At 34.8% G+C, this 16,313-nt stretch carries 12 protein-coding genes; 4 read left to right on the top strand and 8 right to left on the bottom strand.

Annotated elements, in window-relative coordinates; all coding sequences use genetic code 11:
• Positions 1-139: 139 nt before the first annotated feature.
• From AB4865_RS03425 to rplM, 8 genes are all read right to left on the bottom strand, one after another.
• Complete coding sequence (locus tag AB4865_RS03425) at positions 140-2,215, bottom strand: fibronectin type III domain-containing protein (protein WP_372474342.1); 2,076 nt, start codon at positions 2,213-2,215, stop codon at positions 140-142.
• Between the two features lie 328 nt (positions 2,216-2,543).
• Positions 2,544-3,833 (bottom strand): acetyl-CoA hydrolase/transferase family protein, encoded by a 1,290-nt coding sequence (locus tag AB4865_RS03420; protein WP_372474341.1) that lies wholly within the window; start codon positions 3,831-3,833, stop codon positions 2,544-2,546.
• 1 nt (position 3,834) lies between these two features.
• Positions 3,835-4,872, bottom strand: coding sequence for a TerC/Alx family metal homeostasis membrane protein (locus tag AB4865_RS03415; protein WP_372474340.1), 1,038 nt, complete (start codon positions 4,870-4,872; stop codon positions 3,835-3,837).
• A gap of 2 nt (positions 4,873-4,874) precedes the next feature.
• A complete protein-coding gene (locus AB4865_RS03410; protein WP_372474339.1) occupies positions 4,875-5,867 on the bottom strand; it encodes an NAD(P)H-dependent glycerol-3-phosphate dehydrogenase in 993 nt (330 codons plus the stop codon).
• Between the two features lie 125 nt (positions 5,868-5,992).
• Entirely contained in the window at positions 5,993-6,949 is a 957-nt protein-coding gene (gene tsf, locus AB4865_RS03405) for a translation elongation factor Ts (protein ID WP_372474337.1), read from the bottom strand.
• Positions 6,950-7,066: 117 nt separating this feature from the next.
• The gene (gene rpsB, locus AB4865_RS03400; protein WP_372474336.1) at positions 7,067-7,798 is read right to left on the bottom strand and encodes a 30S ribosomal protein S2; all 732 of its coding nucleotides are present in this window, start codon (positions 7,796-7,798) and stop codon (positions 7,067-7,069) included.
• Positions 7,799-7,944: 146 nt separating this feature from the next.
• On the bottom strand, positions 7,945-8,331 hold the full coding sequence (gene rpsI, locus AB4865_RS03395; RefSeq protein ID WP_372474335.1) for a 30S ribosomal protein S9: 387 nt from the start codon (positions 8,329-8,331) through the stop codon (positions 7,945-7,947).
• The gene (rplM, locus tag AB4865_RS03390; RefSeq protein ID WP_372474334.1) at positions 8,331-8,786 is read right to left on the bottom strand and encodes a 50S ribosomal protein L13; all 456 of its coding nucleotides are present in this window, start codon (positions 8,784-8,786) and stop codon (positions 8,331-8,333) included. The genes rpsI and rplM overlap by 1 nt, the downstream gene beginning before the upstream one ends.
• Before the next feature lie 267 nt (positions 8,787-9,053).
• On the opposite strand from rplM, the gene AB4865_RS03385 reads away from it, so the two are divergent.
• The 4 genes from AB4865_RS03385 to AB4865_RS03370 all read left to right on the top strand — a co-directional run bounded on the left by AB4865_RS03385 (position 9,054) and on the right by AB4865_RS03370 (position 16,278).
• Complete coding sequence (locus AB4865_RS03385) at positions 9,054-11,222, top strand: S9 family peptidase (protein ID WP_372474333.1); 2,169 nt, start codon at positions 9,054-9,056, stop codon at positions 11,220-11,222.
• A 150-nt stretch (positions 11,223-11,372) separates the two neighbouring features.
• Positions 11,373-11,855, top strand: a complete 483-nt coding sequence (locus AB4865_RS03380; protein WP_372474332.1) for a hypothetical protein — start codon at positions 11,373-11,375, stop codon at positions 11,853-11,855.
• Positions 11,856-12,037: 182 nt separating this feature from the next.
• A complete protein-coding gene (locus AB4865_RS03375; RefSeq protein ID WP_372474331.1) occupies positions 12,038-13,246 on the top strand; it encodes an exonuclease SbcCD subunit D in 1,209 nt (402 codons plus the stop codon).
• Entirely contained in the window at positions 13,243-16,278 is a 3,036-nt protein-coding gene (locus tag AB4865_RS03370; protein WP_372474330.1) for an AAA family ATPase, read from the top strand. The genes AB4865_RS03375 and AB4865_RS03370 overlap by 4 nt, the downstream gene beginning before the upstream one ends.
• Positions 16,279-16,313: the final 35 nt, after the last annotated feature.

Raw genomic sequence — 16,313 nt, 5'->3', positions numbered from 1 at the left:
CAGTTTTTGTTTTGCATAAATTTACTCATTTTTTCTTAAACAACAAATCATTTTAATAAAAAATCAAAAGAGATTTTTAAAACTAAAAAGGGTTGTCAAAAGACAACCCTTTTGGTTTTATTGTATATTCAGCGAGAAATTACTTTTTAATAAATTTCAAAGTAGATACTTCGTTTGAAGTAGTTTCTATTTTGATCAAGTAAGTTCCTGTAGCCAAATCAGTAACGTTGATTACAGCACTAGTAGCGTTTACGTTGTGAGTTGCTACTTGACGTCCTTGGATATCAAAGATTGTAACATTAGCTACTTCGTTTTTGTAAGAAATATTCAATACATCAGTTGTAGGATTAGGGAACAATTTCAACTCAGCTAAATCAAGAGTATCGTTGCTCAAAGTAACCTCAACAGTTACAGCCAATGCATTACTTTCACATCCGTTTACAGTTTGAGTAACATAGTATGTAGTTCCGTTAACAACTGCAGTAGTATCTGCTAATTGATTGTTTAAGTCTTGGTCTGCATACCATTTTAATTCTGTACCAGTTACATTCAATTGAGCCAATGTAGTACCAGCATCTACTGTTTGGCTAGTTTCACCTGTTGGTGCAACACCTGGTGTACATCCTCTGATTTCAAAATCATCTAAACCAAGTAAGAAGTCATGCGGTCCTGAAGCTTTTTGAGCAACTATTTTTACTTGAAGTATTTGTCCTGCATAATCATCTAACGAATAAGATAATTCTGTCCAAGGGGTCGGTTCATCATAAGTAACTGTACCTAATGTTATTTCAGAATTATCTTCTAAAACAATTTTCACTTGTAGATCACCACCTACTGTATTATCAGAATTCCAACCTCTTAACGCATATTTCAATTTTAATGAATCACCCGATTGAACTGTTACGGGTCTTGATTGAACCCAAGTAGTCTCCAATACACCAAATAAATTGGTATCTACATAATTTCCATCCCCATTTGCTATTACTTTATGATATTCTGGTCCCACACTTCTAAAAGATGAATGTGTCCAGCCATCTGGAAATACATTGTTACTTGAGGTAGAGAATGGCAAAACTAAAGAATTAAAGTTTTCAGTCCAAGGTGAAGGAACTGGATTTAACAAAGTCAGAAAAGATACAGCAGCTGAGTTAAGTGATGTATCTGATGCTGAGCAAATTTCTCTCACATACACCTGATAATTAGTCCAATCTGTCAGTCCTGATAATGTAACTGTATTAGTAGTCGTAGTTTGCACTGTTCCTGTACCAACCGTGAATCCTAATTGACCATATTCTACTTCAAAATTAGTCCCATCACCACTATACTGCCACGTCAAAGTTGCACTTGAAGCAGTAACATTAGAAACTTCTAATTGAGTTGGTGCAGGACAAGAGTATAGAGTTGTAAAGCTAAAAGGTCCCGCAAAAACACTTTCATCTCCCATTGTGCAGATAGATTTCACATAATACTGATATTGAGTGTTTTGAGACAACCCTGTCAATTGATATGAAGACTCTGTTGTGGTTACCGTTGTCCCAGAACCTAAGGAAAATCCATTGGTTCCATATTCAACAACATAAGACTCTGGTGTTCCAGAGACTGTCCATGATAAATTAGCTGTAAAAGCTGTGATGTTAGATACTGAAGAATCTGTCGGAGATAAACATGTAACATTGTTAACAACACTTAACGTATAATCATGAGCCTCTCCATAAGCTGTATTATTACAAGGAGATAATAATGATGAATTATAATATCTCGATGCAACACGTAATCTATATTGTCCTGTAGGTATAGTTTCGGATATTACAAATGTACCGTTTGCAATCACACCTCCCGTAACAAAAGCTAACTGCTCACTTTCTTCAAAAGTTTCATTGTTATCAAAATCTACCCAAATTTTAAGTCTCTGACCATCTTCTCCATTGGTAATAGATGTAAAAGAATACGTTTGACCAGCTTCCACAGAAATCGTTTGGGATGTAAAATCACCATAAGCAGCTGGAGAACAACCTGAATCTAAATGTTCGAAAATAACAACTCCATTTTGAGTAACCTTAAAATCGTTAATTCCATCACCATAATTACACCCACTACTAAAAGTAGGCGTACAATACTGAGCCGAGGCATCTAAACTGGTAAATCCTGCTAAGGCAAGAAAAGCCCCCGTCAAAGTTCCTAAAAAACTTCTCTTTGTTTGTAATTTTTTTACCATGTCTTTTACTTTTAAAAATTAATTGGTTGTAAATCTATTAAAGTATTTTTTAACTTCAAAATATTTTATTAAAATCAATTTTTTATTTTTTTATCAATAACAAAAAATATTTAGCCATTTATTGTTATTTATGTTTATATTTTTTATATTAAATTATCTGTTTACTAAATTACATTGTTAATTTTTTACAATATACATTTTTTTGTTAAATTTTAATTTCTTTTTTTTACCCAAAAAACATCACTTTTTTGTTAATCATTTATTAAAAACTCACCTTGCAACATAAAAAAAAGAGACTGCCAGTTGCTGACAGTCTCTTTTCTTTTTATTACAATGATGTTTTAAATCGCTCGAATGCCTGTCTTTCCAACTCTTCTCTATCGTCGGGGTGGGCGATATTGATTAATTCTTTAGCTCTTTGGCGCAAATTTTTTCCATACAAATAAGCTACACCGTATTCAGTAACTACATAATGCATGTGTCCGCGAGTGGTAACTACTCCTGCTCCCTCTTTCAAAAACGGCACAATACGAGGTACGCCTTTTTTGGTTCTAGAAGTCAAAGCAATAATAGGTTTTCCATCTTCGCTCAATGCCGCTCCTCTCATAAAATCCATTTGTCCTCCAATTCCTGAATATTGGACACTACCTATAGAATCTGCACATACTTGACCTGTAATATCTATCTCTATCGCAGAGTTTATCGCCGTCATTTTTTTGTTTTTCATGATATTCATCGGGTTGTTTACCGTCTGTATATCCAAAAATGACAATGATGGATTTTCGTTTACAAAGTCATACAATCTACGCGTTCCAAAACAGAACCCCGTTACCGAACGATTGACATGATAACCTTTGTGTTTGTTGGTAATCACATCGTTTAATATCAAGTCAATCACTCCATCGCTCAACATTTCGGTATGAATCCCTAAATCTTTGTGATTGTGCAAACATTTTAAAACTGAATCTGGAATGGTTCCAATTCCCATTTGTAATGTTGCACGGTCATCGATGAGTTCTGCTACATTTTTACCGATTTGTAGTTCGATGTCGGTTACTTTTTCGGCATAATTTACCGTATATAAATCCTGCTCATACCACACCATCTTGTCTATACGGCTGATATGAATCATACCGTCTCCATGAGTTTTGGGCATTTTAGGATTGACTACTGCGATTACTTTTTTGGCAGAATCTACAGCTGCACGAGCAATATCAATCGATGTTCCCAAAGTACAATAGCCGTGTTTGTCTGGTGGCGAAACCGTAACCATCGCTACATCGAGTTCTAATATATTATTTTTGAACAAAATAGGGATTTCACTCAAAAAAATAGGCACATAATCTCCTCGTTCGCTTGCCACAGCTTCTCTGACTGGAGTAGAAACAAAGAGCGAATTGATAAAAAATGAATCTTTGTAGACTGGTTTTGCAATTTCTACATTCCCTTGTTGGGTGATTGAAACGATTTCTACATTTTTTAGTCTGTGGGCTTGTCTTGCCAATTCGTCTAATAATACCGTGGGAGTACAAGCACTACCGTGAGAAAACACTCGATTGCCGCTTTGCACAATCGAAACTGCCTCTTCTACACTTACATATTTTGGTTGAAAATTCATATTATGATGTCTTAATTTTTATATTTTTTTTTCGAACCAACAATGACCAAAGTATCGTCAAAGTGAGTACGCCTCCGATAATGAGTAAGGAATGTGTAGGCTCGAAATGGTAAAAAGGCATGATAATCATTTTTACTCCGATAAATGACAAAATCACTGCCAATCCGTAATGCAATTTGGAGAACAAATCCATAGAATTTGCCAATAGAAAATACATCGAACGCAATCCTAATATTGCAAAAATATTGGATGTGTAAAGAATAAATGGGTCATCGGGTGCAATGGCAAAAATGGCTGGAATACTATCTACGGCAAATACCAAATCGGTAATTTCTATAACGGCCAATGCAAGAAATAAAGGAGTTGCCATTTTCACTCCGTTTTCTACAATAAAAAAGTTGTCTTTGTCAAAACCCTTGCTTACTTTGAAGAATTTATGTACCAATCGCACACCAAAACTTTTCGACAAATTGGCATCTTCGGTATCGGGTTCGTCTGATTTTGCCGATTTAAAACCTGCAAATAACAAAAACAAACCGAAAATAAACAATATAATGTTCAACTCTCGAGGGTTGCCCAAGGCATCTACACCCAAAAACGGAAGCGTTACAAATGTGTGTTTGATGAGTTCGACTCCTGCAAAAATGAATACGGCACGAAATATCAAAGCTCCTAAAATCCCCCAAAACAATACTTTGTGCTGATATTCTTTGGGTATTTTGAAAAATTTAAACACCAATACAAAGACAAATAAATTGTCCACCGAAAGTGCTTTTTCTATCCAATAGGCGGCTTGGTATTTTGAAAAATTGTCAGTAATGCCATAAGGTTTGTCGAGTACCCACCACACTACACCACTAAAAATCATAGACAATGCTATCCAAAGTATTGTCCAATTGAGTGCTTCTTTGTTGGAAATAGTATGACTTTTCTTGTTGAAAACGCCTAAATCTAACAAGAGCATAAACAAAACCGTAACGGCAAATCCTGCAATAAGCCACGGATGATTGATGATATGATCGTCGGGAATTTGATTCATTTTTAATCTAATTTTTCTATTAATTTTTTAAATGTAGCTTTTGCATGGGTACCTTTGTACAATATTTCGTACACCGCATCGATAATTGGTGTTTTGGCTTGATGTTTTTCGTTGATGACGAATGCACTCTTTGCTGCATAATACCCTTCTGCTATCATGTTCATTTCCATTTGAGCCGATTTTACCGTATAGCCTTTTCCTATCATATTTCCAAACATGCGATTGCGAGAAAACAGTGAATAGCCTGTAACCAACAAATCGCCCAAATAGGCTGAATGATTAATATTTCGTTTGGTTTTATGTACTTTTTTCACAAAACGGTTCATTTCTCTTACGGCGTTGCTCATCAAAATGGCTTGAAAATTATCGCCATATCCCAATCCGTGAGCAATTCCTGCGGCAATGGCATAAATGTTTTTCAACATAGAGGCGTACTCTATACCGATGATATCTGTAGAGATTTTGGTTTTGATATAATGCCCTCTCAAACAAGAGGCGATGACTTCGCTTGTGGCTTTATCGCCCGAAGCAATTGTAAGATACGACAATCTTTCCAAAGCCACTTCTTCTGCGTGACATGGCCCTGCAATAACCGCAATGTTTTCTATGGGAATATTGTAGGTTTGCATAAAATGTTGCCCTACAATGAGACCAGTTTCTGGAATGATTCCTTTTATGGCAGAAATAATCGTTTTTCCGTCGAGACTAACGGTCAATTTTTCTAATTCTTTTCCTAAAAAAGCAGAAGGAATGGCAAAAATCACATAATCAGCTTGTGAAATTGCCTCGTTTATATCGGAAGTAAGTGCTAATTTATCAGTATTGAATTCTACAGAACTCAAATAATTGGGATTGTGTTTGTTTTCAATGATATGCTCAATAGCCGCTTCATTGCGCATATACCAAGACACTTTATCTAAGTTGTGGCATAATATTTTAACGATAGCTGTTGCCCAGCTACCACCTCCTATTACCGCAAATTTTGCTTGTTCCATGAGTTTTTATTCGATTAATATACAAATATACGATAAAATCATGTAGTCTGTGTGGTATTTGTCATTTTTTACAATATAAAAACCTCGAATAGAACATTCGAGGTTTTGAACAATTATCAGACTGATTATCCTAAAGTTACGCGTTTGAAACCTGTGATTTCACATCCGAAACCTTTTACATAATCTCCAACTTTTTTAGCATCGTCTTTGATGAAATTTTGGTCTAACAAACATTTCTCCTGGTCTAGAGTAGTGTTGTCAGAGATAAATCTTTGCAATTTACCTGGTAAGATTTTATCCCAAATTTGCTCTGGTTTTCCTTCAGCTTTCAATTCAGCTTTTGCATCTTCTTCTGCTTGAGCCAATACCTCTGGAGTCAATTGAGCCATAGAGATGTATTTAGGTACATTTTTCAATGTTTTTCCTAAACGAGCCAACTCTTCGTTTTCTTTTTCGATTACTGCGATACGAGCATCTGTTTCAGAAGCGATGAATGCAGGGTCGAAATCTTTGTAAGACAAAGTATCTGCTCCCATAGAAGCTACTTGCATAGAGATGTCTTTTGCCAATGCTTCGTTCTTTTCAGAAAGTGCAGTCAAAGCAGCGATTTTGTTTCCGTGTACATATGCACCAACGAAAGACCCTTCTAAGATTTCAAATCCACCGATTTCGATTTTCTCACCGATTACACCTGTTTGTTCAATCAATTTTTCAGCAACTGTTTGTGTAGCATCGTATGGAGAAGCCAAGAATTCTTCTTTAGTATTGTAGTTAATTGCTTTTTCAGCCAATTCTTTAGCCAACGCTACGAAACCTTCGTTTTTACCTACGAAGTCAGTTTCACAGTTCAAAGTGATTACTGCACCTTTTGTGTTATCAGCGTTCAAGAAAGCAACAGCAGCACCTTCTGAAGACTCACGGTCTGAACGGTTTGCAGCTACTTTTTGTCCTTTTTTACGAAGTACTTCGATTGCTTTATCGAAATCTCCTTCAGCCTCAACAAGTGCTTTTTTACAGTCCATCATTCCGGCACCTGTAGCTTGTCTCAATTTATTTACATCTGCAGCAGAAATATTTGCCATATCTATAATTTTTTATGAGTTATTAAATTGTTTTTATGTTCAAAAATAAAAAAGTCGTTACGAGATAGTATCGAAAAAGATTCCATCAGCATAACGACTTTAAGATGCTATTTAGGATTATCCTTGAGCTTCACTTTTAGCAACTTCTTCTTTCTCTGATTTTCTTTCAGAGTTTCCTTCGATAATTGCGTTAGAAACCAAAGACAATACTTTTTCGATAGATTTAGAAGCATCGTCATTTGCTGGGATTACATAGTCAACCAAACGAGGGTCTGAGTTTGTATCTACCATAGCAAATACTGGAATGTTTAATTTTTTTGCTTCTTTTACTGCGATGTGTTCAGCTTTGATATCTACTACAAACAATGCAGCTGGTAAGCGTGTCATATCAGCGATAGAACCTAAGTTTTTCTCTAATTTTGCACGCAAACGGTCAACCTGTAAACGCTCTTTTTTAGAAAGAGTATTGAAAGTTCCGTCTTTTTTCATACGGTCGATTGAAGCCATTTTTTTAACTGCTTTACGAATAGTAACGAAGTTAGTAAGCATACCACCTGGCCAACGCTCAGTGATATATGGCATATTAGCTGCTTTTGCTTTTTCAGCTACGATATCTTTTGCTTGTTTTTTAGTCGCAACGAATAATACTCTACGACCAGATGCAGCGATTTTTTTCAAAGCTTCGTTAGCTTCTTCGATTTTAGCTGCTGTTTTGTATAAATTGATGATATGAATACCGTTACGCTCCATATAAATGTAAGGAGCCATGTTTGGGTTCCATTTTCTAGTCATGTGTCCAAAGTGAACACCTGCTTCTAGTAATTCTTTAACTTCTACTTTGTTTGCCATTTTAGTAATAGTTTACGTTCTGTTGAAATTAGCAATGGTAAGGTAGCGAGGAAACATTCGGTCCGTACCATTTAGATGCTAAACTACCTCTTGCCTCGGCAAGCGACAACAAAAACTTAGATTCTTTTAAATAATAATATAAAATATTAACGTTTAGAGAATTGGAATCTCTTACGAGCTTTCTTCTGACCAAATTTCTTACGCTCTACCATACGAGGGTCACGAGTCAATAATCCTTCTGGTTTCAAGATTGCTCTGTTTTCTACATCTACTTCGCACATAGCTCTTGCAATTGCCATACGCACTGCCTCTGCTTGTCCTGTAGTTCCTCCACCATATACATTTACTTTTACATCGTATTTGTCAGCGTTTTCAGTCATTACCAAAGGCTGAGTAACTTTGTATTGTAAAGTTGCAGTTGGGAAATAAGTTGTGAAATCTTTTTTGTTCACCGTGATGTTTCCACTTCCTTGAGAAACATATACACGAGCTACTGCGGTTTTTCTTCTACCGATTTTGTGAATAACTGCCATTACTTCAATTCGTTTAAGTTAACGGTTTTAGGTTGTTGAGCTTCGTGTTTGTGCTCTCCACCTACATAAACATTTAAATTACGGAATAATTGTGCTCCTAATTTGTTTTTAGGCAACATTCCTTTTACAGCTTTCTCGATCAATAATGCTGGATTTTTCTCTTGCATTACTTTAGCTGTCAATTCTCTCTGTCCTCCTGGATAACCTGTGTGACGAACATATACTTTGTCGTTCAACTTGTTTCCTGTAAGGTTGATTTTTTCTGCGTTGATAACGATTACATTATCTCCACAGTCCACATGAGGCGTAAAGCTTGGTTTGTACTTTCCTCTAAGTAGGTTTGCTACTTTAGAAGCCAAGCGTCCCAAGTTGTGCCCCTCAGCATCTACAACAACCCATTCTTTTTGAGCTGTAGCTTTGTTTGCCGAAATAGTCTTGTAGCTTAAACTTTCCACAATAAATTACTTTTTATTAATTAAACATTCCTTTCCCAATTAAGGGACTGCAAAATTAAACATTTTATTTTACAACACAATAGTTTTTTTCTTTTTTTGTAAAAAACGGCATTCAATCTTAGTTATTTATCCTTTTTTACCATAGTTCGTTTTACCCAAAATTTGTTATACGTAATAAATTTATGTAATTTAGCCGTCCAATCATTAGTACGTTTTTATATGCTAAACGTATTTTTGTGTGAAATAATATTTTAAAACACCTACAAAATGAACATACAATCAATATTTACATTATTTGTTTTATTACTGGGCAGTGCGATAGGTTTTTCGCAAAATGAAATTACGGTAGAACAAATTTGGGGTGGCAAATTTCAACCCAAAACCATGCAAGATTTGCAATCGTTACCAAAGTCTAATCAATATGTGGTATTGGAACGAAATGGTCTGCATACTGAAATCAATGTGTATGATTTTCTTACACAACAAAAGGTTTATACCGCTTTTTCTAATGAAAAATTTCCACAGGTTACAGAAATTTCAAATATTCAATTTTCAGAAGATGAAAATTTAGTACTTTTTGCTACTAATTATGCTCCTATTTATAGACATTCGTTTACTTCGATTTTTTATATCTATAATCGTACCACCGAAAAATTGATTAAAATTTCCAATTCACAAATTCAAGAACCTACCATCAATCCGCAGGGAACTCATGTTGCTTTTGTCTTTCAAAACAATTTGCACATATTGGATTTAAACACTTTACAAACCGACAAAATTACTACCGACGGAAAGAAAAATCATATCGTCAACGGAATTACCGATTGGGTGTATGAAGAAGAATTTGGCTTTGTTCGTGCCTTTGAATGGAACAAAAGCGGAACTACTTTGGCATATATCAAATTTGACGAATCGCAAGTACCTGAGTTTTCAATGAATGTGTACGGAAAAGATTTGTACCCAAAACAAGAAGTTTTCAAATATCCAAAAGCGGGAGAAAAAAACGCAAAAGTATCGCTACATTTATACGATATTGAGCAAAAATTGACGAAAAACATCGATTTTAGTTCGTATAACGATTTTTACATTCCTCGTATAAAATGGACAAACGACAGTGATTTGCTTTCGGTTCAAATATTAAATCGTCATCAAAACGAATTGAATTTCAATTTGGTAAATGCTAAAACTTTGAAAAAAGAAATCATTATAAAGGAAACAGACAAGGCGTATGTGGATATACACGACAATCTTACGTTCCTAAATGACAATTCTTTTATTTGGACAAGTGAAAAATCTGGGTACAATCATTTGTATCATTATTCAATAAAAGGAAAATTAATCAAGCAAATCACTGATGGAAATTGGGAAGTAACTCAATATTATGGCTTGAACGAAAAAACGAAAACAATTTATTATCAATCGGTTGAAAGAGGTTCGATTTATCGTGATGTGTACAGCATTTCCCTAAATGGAAAAAACAAAAAATTATTGAGCAAAAACAAGGGAACCAATTCGGCAGTATTCAATTCGCAATATACTCATTATATCAACAAATTTTCATCAACGGAAAAAGCTCCTTCTTATGATTTGGCAGATGCAATTGACGGAAAACTATTGAAAAATTTGGTTTCAAATCAGCGATTGGAAGAAATTATCAATGGGTATCGATTGCCTAAAAAAAAGTTTTTTACCATTAAAAATGAATTAGGGCATGATTTGAATGCTTATATGATTCAACCAACCAATAAAGAAGCAGGAAAAAAATATCCTTTACTAATGTTTCAATATTCAGGACCAGGATCGCAACAAGTAGCCGACACCTGGCTTTCGGGCAATGATTTATGGCATCAATCGTTAGCACAGCAAGGTTATGCTATTTTGTGTGTGGACGGAAGAGGGACAGGCTACAAAGGAGCTGATTTTAAGAAATGTACACAAAAAGAGTTGGGTAAATACGAAGTAGAAGACCAAATTTTTGTAGCCAAACAAATGGCACAAAGAGAAGATATAGACGAAAGTCGCATCGGAATTTGGGGTTGGAGTTTTGGAGGATTTATGTCGAGTAACTGTTTGTTTCAGGCAAATGAGGTGTTCAAAACTGCCATTGCTGTAGCACCGGTAACTTCGTGGCGTTTTTACGATACGATTTACACAGAGAGATTTATGACCACACCGCAAGAAAATCCGTCGGGATATGATGAAAATTCACCGATTACACACGCACACAAACTGAAAGGAAATTATTTGTTGATTCACGGTACAGCCGATGACAATGTGCATGTGCAGAATGCTATGGTATTGATTAATAAATTGGTACACCAAAACAAAAATTTTGATTGGTTGATTTATCCAGACAAAAACCACGGAATTTACGGAGGCTTTACTCGTGTACAGCTCTACAACAAAATGACAGATTTTATTTTGCAGAAATTGTAAAACTATGTATATGACTAACTTTAATATTTCTCTTAAAAATTGGTACAAAATTTTCCTTATTCTTAAAATAAAAATGATTTTTTTCAACTAAAATAGTTTGAATTAAGTTTTTTTATTATTTGTTGATTTAACAACTAAAAATTTTAAGAGATGAAAAAATCAGCATTTATCATAGGATTATTAACAGTAGATCAATCGTTTGGACAAGAGTTGAACCTAAACAACAATGAAACACCATCACGTACAAGTGAAATAAGATTAGACGTTGTACAATTGCTAATGGGACACAGTGCAAAATTTAGTTATGAGTATTTTCCAAATAGTACATTAGGAGTTGGTGCGTCTATTAGTTTAGGAATGGATGACTTTGATTCTGATTTCTCTGGAACTAGAGATATTAAAGAAGATTTTGCAGTAACTCCGTTTGTTGTAAGATATTATTTTTCTGAGACAAACGAAGGAGAAGCAAATGGATTTTTTGCCGAAGGTTTTTTAAATGTTTCTAAAAGAGACTATAAAGAATATCAATATCTTACAGGAGTTGCTAATGTAGCAACAAGCGAAAAATCATTTACAGACACTGGTATTGGATTTGGTTTACAAACTACTCAACAGAAAAGGAATGGTAGTTGACCTCACTGGTGAAATCGGTAAAAATTTTTCTACAGAAGTAAGAGAGTTTTTCTTTAGAGGTGGTATCGCTTTTGGTTACAGATTCTAAGGGTATATATAATAACTTTTCTTTTTAATAATTTACTCTCGATAGCACGTATGGAGAGTTTTTTTTATTTTTGTAAAGCATTTATCCATACAAAATGAAACTACTTCACACTGCCGATTGGCATTTAGGAAAAAGACTCGACCGTTTTAGTCGCATCGAAGAGCAAAAAGCTGTACTAAACGAAATCATATGCATCGCAAATCGCGAAAGCGTAGATATGGTTGTCGTTGCTGGTGATTTATTTGATTCGTTCAATCCACCCGCTGAGGCTATCGAATTGTTTTTTGAAACACTTATTCAACTTTCAGACCACGGGAACAGACCCGTGATTGCGATTGCTGGAAATCACGATGCTCCTGCTTTTATCAACGCTCCCAATGCATTAGCAAAAATAAATGGAATTATACTCACAGGATTTCCTCTCGATAGGATTGCTCCCTACAAAGCAAAAGGGTTTGAAATTTTGCAATCCGACAAAGGCTTTGTAGAATTGAAAATCAATTCGATAGATTTTCCTGTGCGAGTTGCTCTTACACCTTTTGCCAACGAATGGCGATTGAAATCTTATATGGGCGAAGACCGTGAACAGGCTCTCAACGATGCCTTAAAAAATCACTGGCAAAAAATTGCAACAAACTACTGCGACAATCAAGGGGTAAATCTTTTGGTTACACATCTGTATATGAACAAGCGAAACACTCCCCTACTCGACGAACCCGACGGCGAAAAACCGCTCAAAATCGGTACGGCAGATTTGATTTATACCGACGCTATTCCAACTGAATTTCAATATGTAGCTTTGGGACATTTACACAATTTCAACGATATAGGGACAGAAAACTGTCCTATAGTGTATGCCTCTTCTCCTCTTTGCTATAGTTTTAGTGAAGCAGGTCAGCAAAAGGCTGTAGCTATTGTAGAATTATTTCCCAACAAAAAAACTGTTGTCAATCGCTTACCACTTTCATCTGGATATCAATTACATAGACCAACATTCAACGACATTGAAAATGCGGTTCAATTTCTTGAAAATCATAAAAACACCTATGTCGAGCTTACCTTTTGCAGTGATGAATTTATCAAAAACGAGGACAAAAAGCGATTGTTTGCCGCTCATGACAAAATCGTTTATCTAATTCCTCAAATTGTGAAAAAAGGCAAAAAAAACAACCAAGAACACCACAACATCAACCTAAACAAAAGCGAATGGGAATTGTTTGTCGATTATTTCAAATTGAAAAACAACAACCAAGAACCCAACGAAGATATTAAAAACTTATTTAAAGAAATTACCCAACCATGATTCCAATTCACTTGACTATCGAAGGTCTTTATTCGTATCAAACACGACAAGAAATTGATTTTTCTCAACTCAACGATGCCGGATTGTTTGGAATTTTTGGAAGCGTAGGTTCAGGAAAATCTTCTATTTTAGAAGCTATTAGCTTTGCATTATATGGAGAAACCGAACGACTCAACAGCAAAGACCTTCGTGCCTACAACATGATGAACTTAAAGAGTAATCGCTCGTTTATCGCCCTTGAATTTCTCAATTATGAAAACAAAATCTTTCGTGTAGAGAGAGAATATCGTCGCAATTCCAAAAAGTTTGAAGACATCAAGCATAGCTATACCACATTTTACGAAAAAATCAACGAAAAATGGGTACCCATCGACCAAATTGATATAGAAAAAATCGTAGGAATGAGCTATGTAAACTTCAAACGCACAGTGATTATTCCTCAAGGGCAATTCAAAGAGTTTTTAGAATTATCGGAAAAAGACCGTACCCAAATGTTACAGGAAATTTTCCACCTCAACCGCTTTGATTTGTCTGCAAAAACTAGTGAATTGTACAACAAAAATCACGAAAAACTCACTTTCAAGGAAGGGGAAATACAGGCGTATCAAAACACCAGTCTCGAGCGTTGTAACTCACTGGAAAGTCAGTTTAAATCTATTTCCGAATTGCTATCAAAGATTTCGACTAAAACAGAAATAGAATATGCTCGATTGCAAATTATGGAAAAATTGAAAGAAAAAATCGAGGAATTGGAAGTCAAAGAGGAACGCAAACGAAAATTGGAACTCAACACTCCAGCTATCAACCAAAAACAAAAAGAAATTCAAGAATACGAAGAAATCAATCGTTTGTTTTCGGGAAAATTTTCAGTTTTTGAAGATAAAAACAGTAAAATGGCAATTTTACATTCAACCATTGAGAAAGATGAATTGAAATTGAAACATTTAAAATTTAGTTTAGATGAAGAAGAAAAACAATTTGCACCCATAAAAAAGAATTATTTAAACATAGATATTTATCAAAAAAGACTAAACGATTATACACAGTTGATTCATCGTGCAACACTAATCGATGAAATCGAACATTTGGAAAAACGCACAGAAAACGGCACAAAAGCTATCGAGGAAAACAAAAGAAAACTCCATAGTGAAAAGTTGTTTTTAACCGAATATGAAAACGAATTAAAACATTTGAAAACGCAACTAATTCCGACCGAAAAATTGTTGGAAATAGGAAAATGGTACGACAAATACAATCTTTTGCTACAACAGCAAAACGAAAGTAAATTTTCTATTTCAAAAATCGAAGACGAATTAAAAAACATCGAAAGACAACTAACAGCAAATCAATGGGATTGGCAACATACGCCCAATGAATTTTTATCAAAGAAAAAAGATTACAAACTAAAAATCAATCAACTAGAAGAACAACTTTCTACGGTTGAAGTTCACGAAAAACTGAGTGCCTACACCACGCAATTGCACGAAACAGGTGTGTGTCCGCTTTGTGGTTCAAAAAAACATCCGAATATTTTGGAAACCAACGATGTAGAAAGAGAAAAAACGATATTAAAGCAAGAAATCACTTTGCTAAAACAACAAGTTGAAGCTATTGATGATAAAGAAAAAGAATTTGCTAAATTGTTAAACGAAAAAAAGACACAAGACCAATTACTGCAAACAGCAGTCGAACTCTCAAAGTCGAAAGAGCACAATGTTTTGGAACACAACAAACTGTTTCAATGGAGGGATTTTTGTACCGATGAAAAGGATTTTGAACTAAAAAAATCAAATTCATTACGCATCGAAAATCAAATCGAACAGTTACAACAAAAAATAAAAAATACACAAACAACAATTGATGAATGCCGACAAAATGACGAAAAATACAACAATGGCATCAAAGAATTTCAAACAGCAATCGATGTAAAAAAAGAACAACGAAAAATCGCTGAAACTTCACTTCAAGCATTAAACTTTTTAGATGTAAAAGAGTTTTCAAAACAAGAATTGGAGAAAAAACAAAGCGAATTACAAACATTGATCAATCAAACGATAAAAAACTATCAGGAAATTTTAGAAAAAATTCAGTTTGATAAACAAGCCATTTCAAAAATAGAAGGGATCTACGAGGCAAATCTCCTTTCGTTAAAACAATTGAAAGAGGAAATTTATCTAGTAGAAAAAGAGTTGAACGATTTGATTATTACAAAAAATTTCAGTTCAATTGAAAATGTAAAAGCAATTTTAAAAAAAGATTGGGATGTAGCCGAATTGCAAAAACAAATCAACGAGTTTCACGCCGAATTGAATATGGTAAATCTGCGAATCAATCAGCTGAAAGAAGTAACAAAAAACGAACGCTTTTCTACTGAAGATTACGAAACACAATTGCAGTCTTGCAACGAACTAAAAAACCAATTGGAACAGCTTACCAAAGAATCTACATTGCTAGAAAAGGAATGGAAAGAACAAGAGAAATCGCTCAAAGAAAAGCAAGAACTAGAAGAAAAATTACATCAATTGAAAACTCGAGAAGAGAACCTAAAATTGATAAAAAAACTCTTCAATGGTTTGGGATTTGTACAATACATAGCCAATGTATATTTGCGTCAGTTGTGCGATGTGGCCAACCAGAGATTTCTCCGTATGACACGCAATCAGTTGAGTCTTTCTATCAACGAAAAAGGACAATTGGAAATCATTGATTACCTCAACGATGGCAAAGCACGAAGTGTAAAAACCCTTTCAGGAGGTCAATCATTTCAGGCTTCTTTGAGTTTGGCATTGGCATTGGCAGAAAGTACACAATCGCCTGAATTGAAAAAGAAATTTTTCTTTATCGACGAAGGGTTTGGAACACAAGACAGTGAGTCGGTGCATATCATTTTCGAAACACTAGCTCAACTGCAAAGTGAAAGCCATATCGTAGGAATCATTTCGCATTTAGAAGCTCTGAAAGAACAAATACCCTTCTCGCTTTCTATTACCAAAACGAATGAAGGAAGTGTAATTCAAACCATCAAAACATAAAAAAATCCGACGATTTCGTCGGATTTTTTTGTTAT

Origin of the sequence: Capnocytophaga sp. ARDL2 (assembly GCF_041530365.1) — a bacterium.
In the GTDB taxonomy this organism is placed as follows: domain Bacteria; phylum Bacteroidota; class Bacteroidia; order Flavobacteriales; family Flavobacteriaceae; genus Flavobacterium.
The sequence above is the reverse complement of the archived record's forward strand: the minus strand, read 5'-3'. Positions and strand labels throughout refer to the sequence as shown.

What these genes read in the sequence shown, in the direction of transcription:
- AB4865_RS03370 (WP_372474330.1), top strand. Translation starts at nt 13,243, where the DNA reads ATGATTCCAATTCACTTGACTATCGAAGGTCTTTATTCGTATCAAACA.
- AB4865_RS03415 (WP_372474340.1), bottom strand. Translation starts at nt 4,872, where the DNA reads ATGAATCAAATTCCCGACGATCATATCATCAATCATCCGTGGCTTATT.
- tsf (WP_372474337.1), bottom strand. Translation starts at nt 6,949, where the DNA reads ATGGCAAATATTTCTGCTGCAGATGTAAATAAATTGAGACAAGCTACA.
- rpsB (WP_372474336.1), bottom strand. Translation starts at nt 7,798, where the DNA reads ATGGCAAACAAAGTAGAAGTTAAAGAATTACTAGAAGCAGGTGTTCAC.
- AB4865_RS03410 (WP_372474339.1), bottom strand. Translation starts at nt 5,867, where the DNA reads ATGGAACAAGCAAAATTTGCGGTAATAGGAGGTGGTAGCTGGGCAACA.
- rpsI (WP_372474335.1), bottom strand. Translation starts at nt 8,331, where the DNA reads ATGGCAGTTATTCACAAAATCGGTAGAAGAAAAACCGCAGTAGCTCGT.
- AB4865_RS03425 (WP_372474342.1), bottom strand. Translation starts at nt 2,215, where the DNA reads ATGGTAAAAAAATTACAAACAAAGAGAAGTTTTTTAGGAACTTTGACG.
- AB4865_RS03380 (WP_372474332.1), top strand. Translation starts at nt 11,373, where the DNA reads ATGAAAAAATCAGCATTTATCATAGGATTATTAACAGTAGATCAATCG.
- AB4865_RS03420 (WP_372474341.1), bottom strand. Translation starts at nt 3,833, where the DNA reads ATGAATTTTCAACCAAAATATGTAAGTGTAGAAGAGGCAGTTTCGATT.
- AB4865_RS03375 (WP_372474331.1), top strand. Translation starts at nt 12,038, where the DNA reads ATGAAACTACTTCACACTGCCGATTGGCATTTAGGAAAAAGACTCGAC.
- AB4865_RS03385 (WP_372474333.1), top strand. Translation starts at nt 9,054, where the DNA reads ATGAACATACAATCAATATTTACATTATTTGTTTTATTACTGGGCAGT.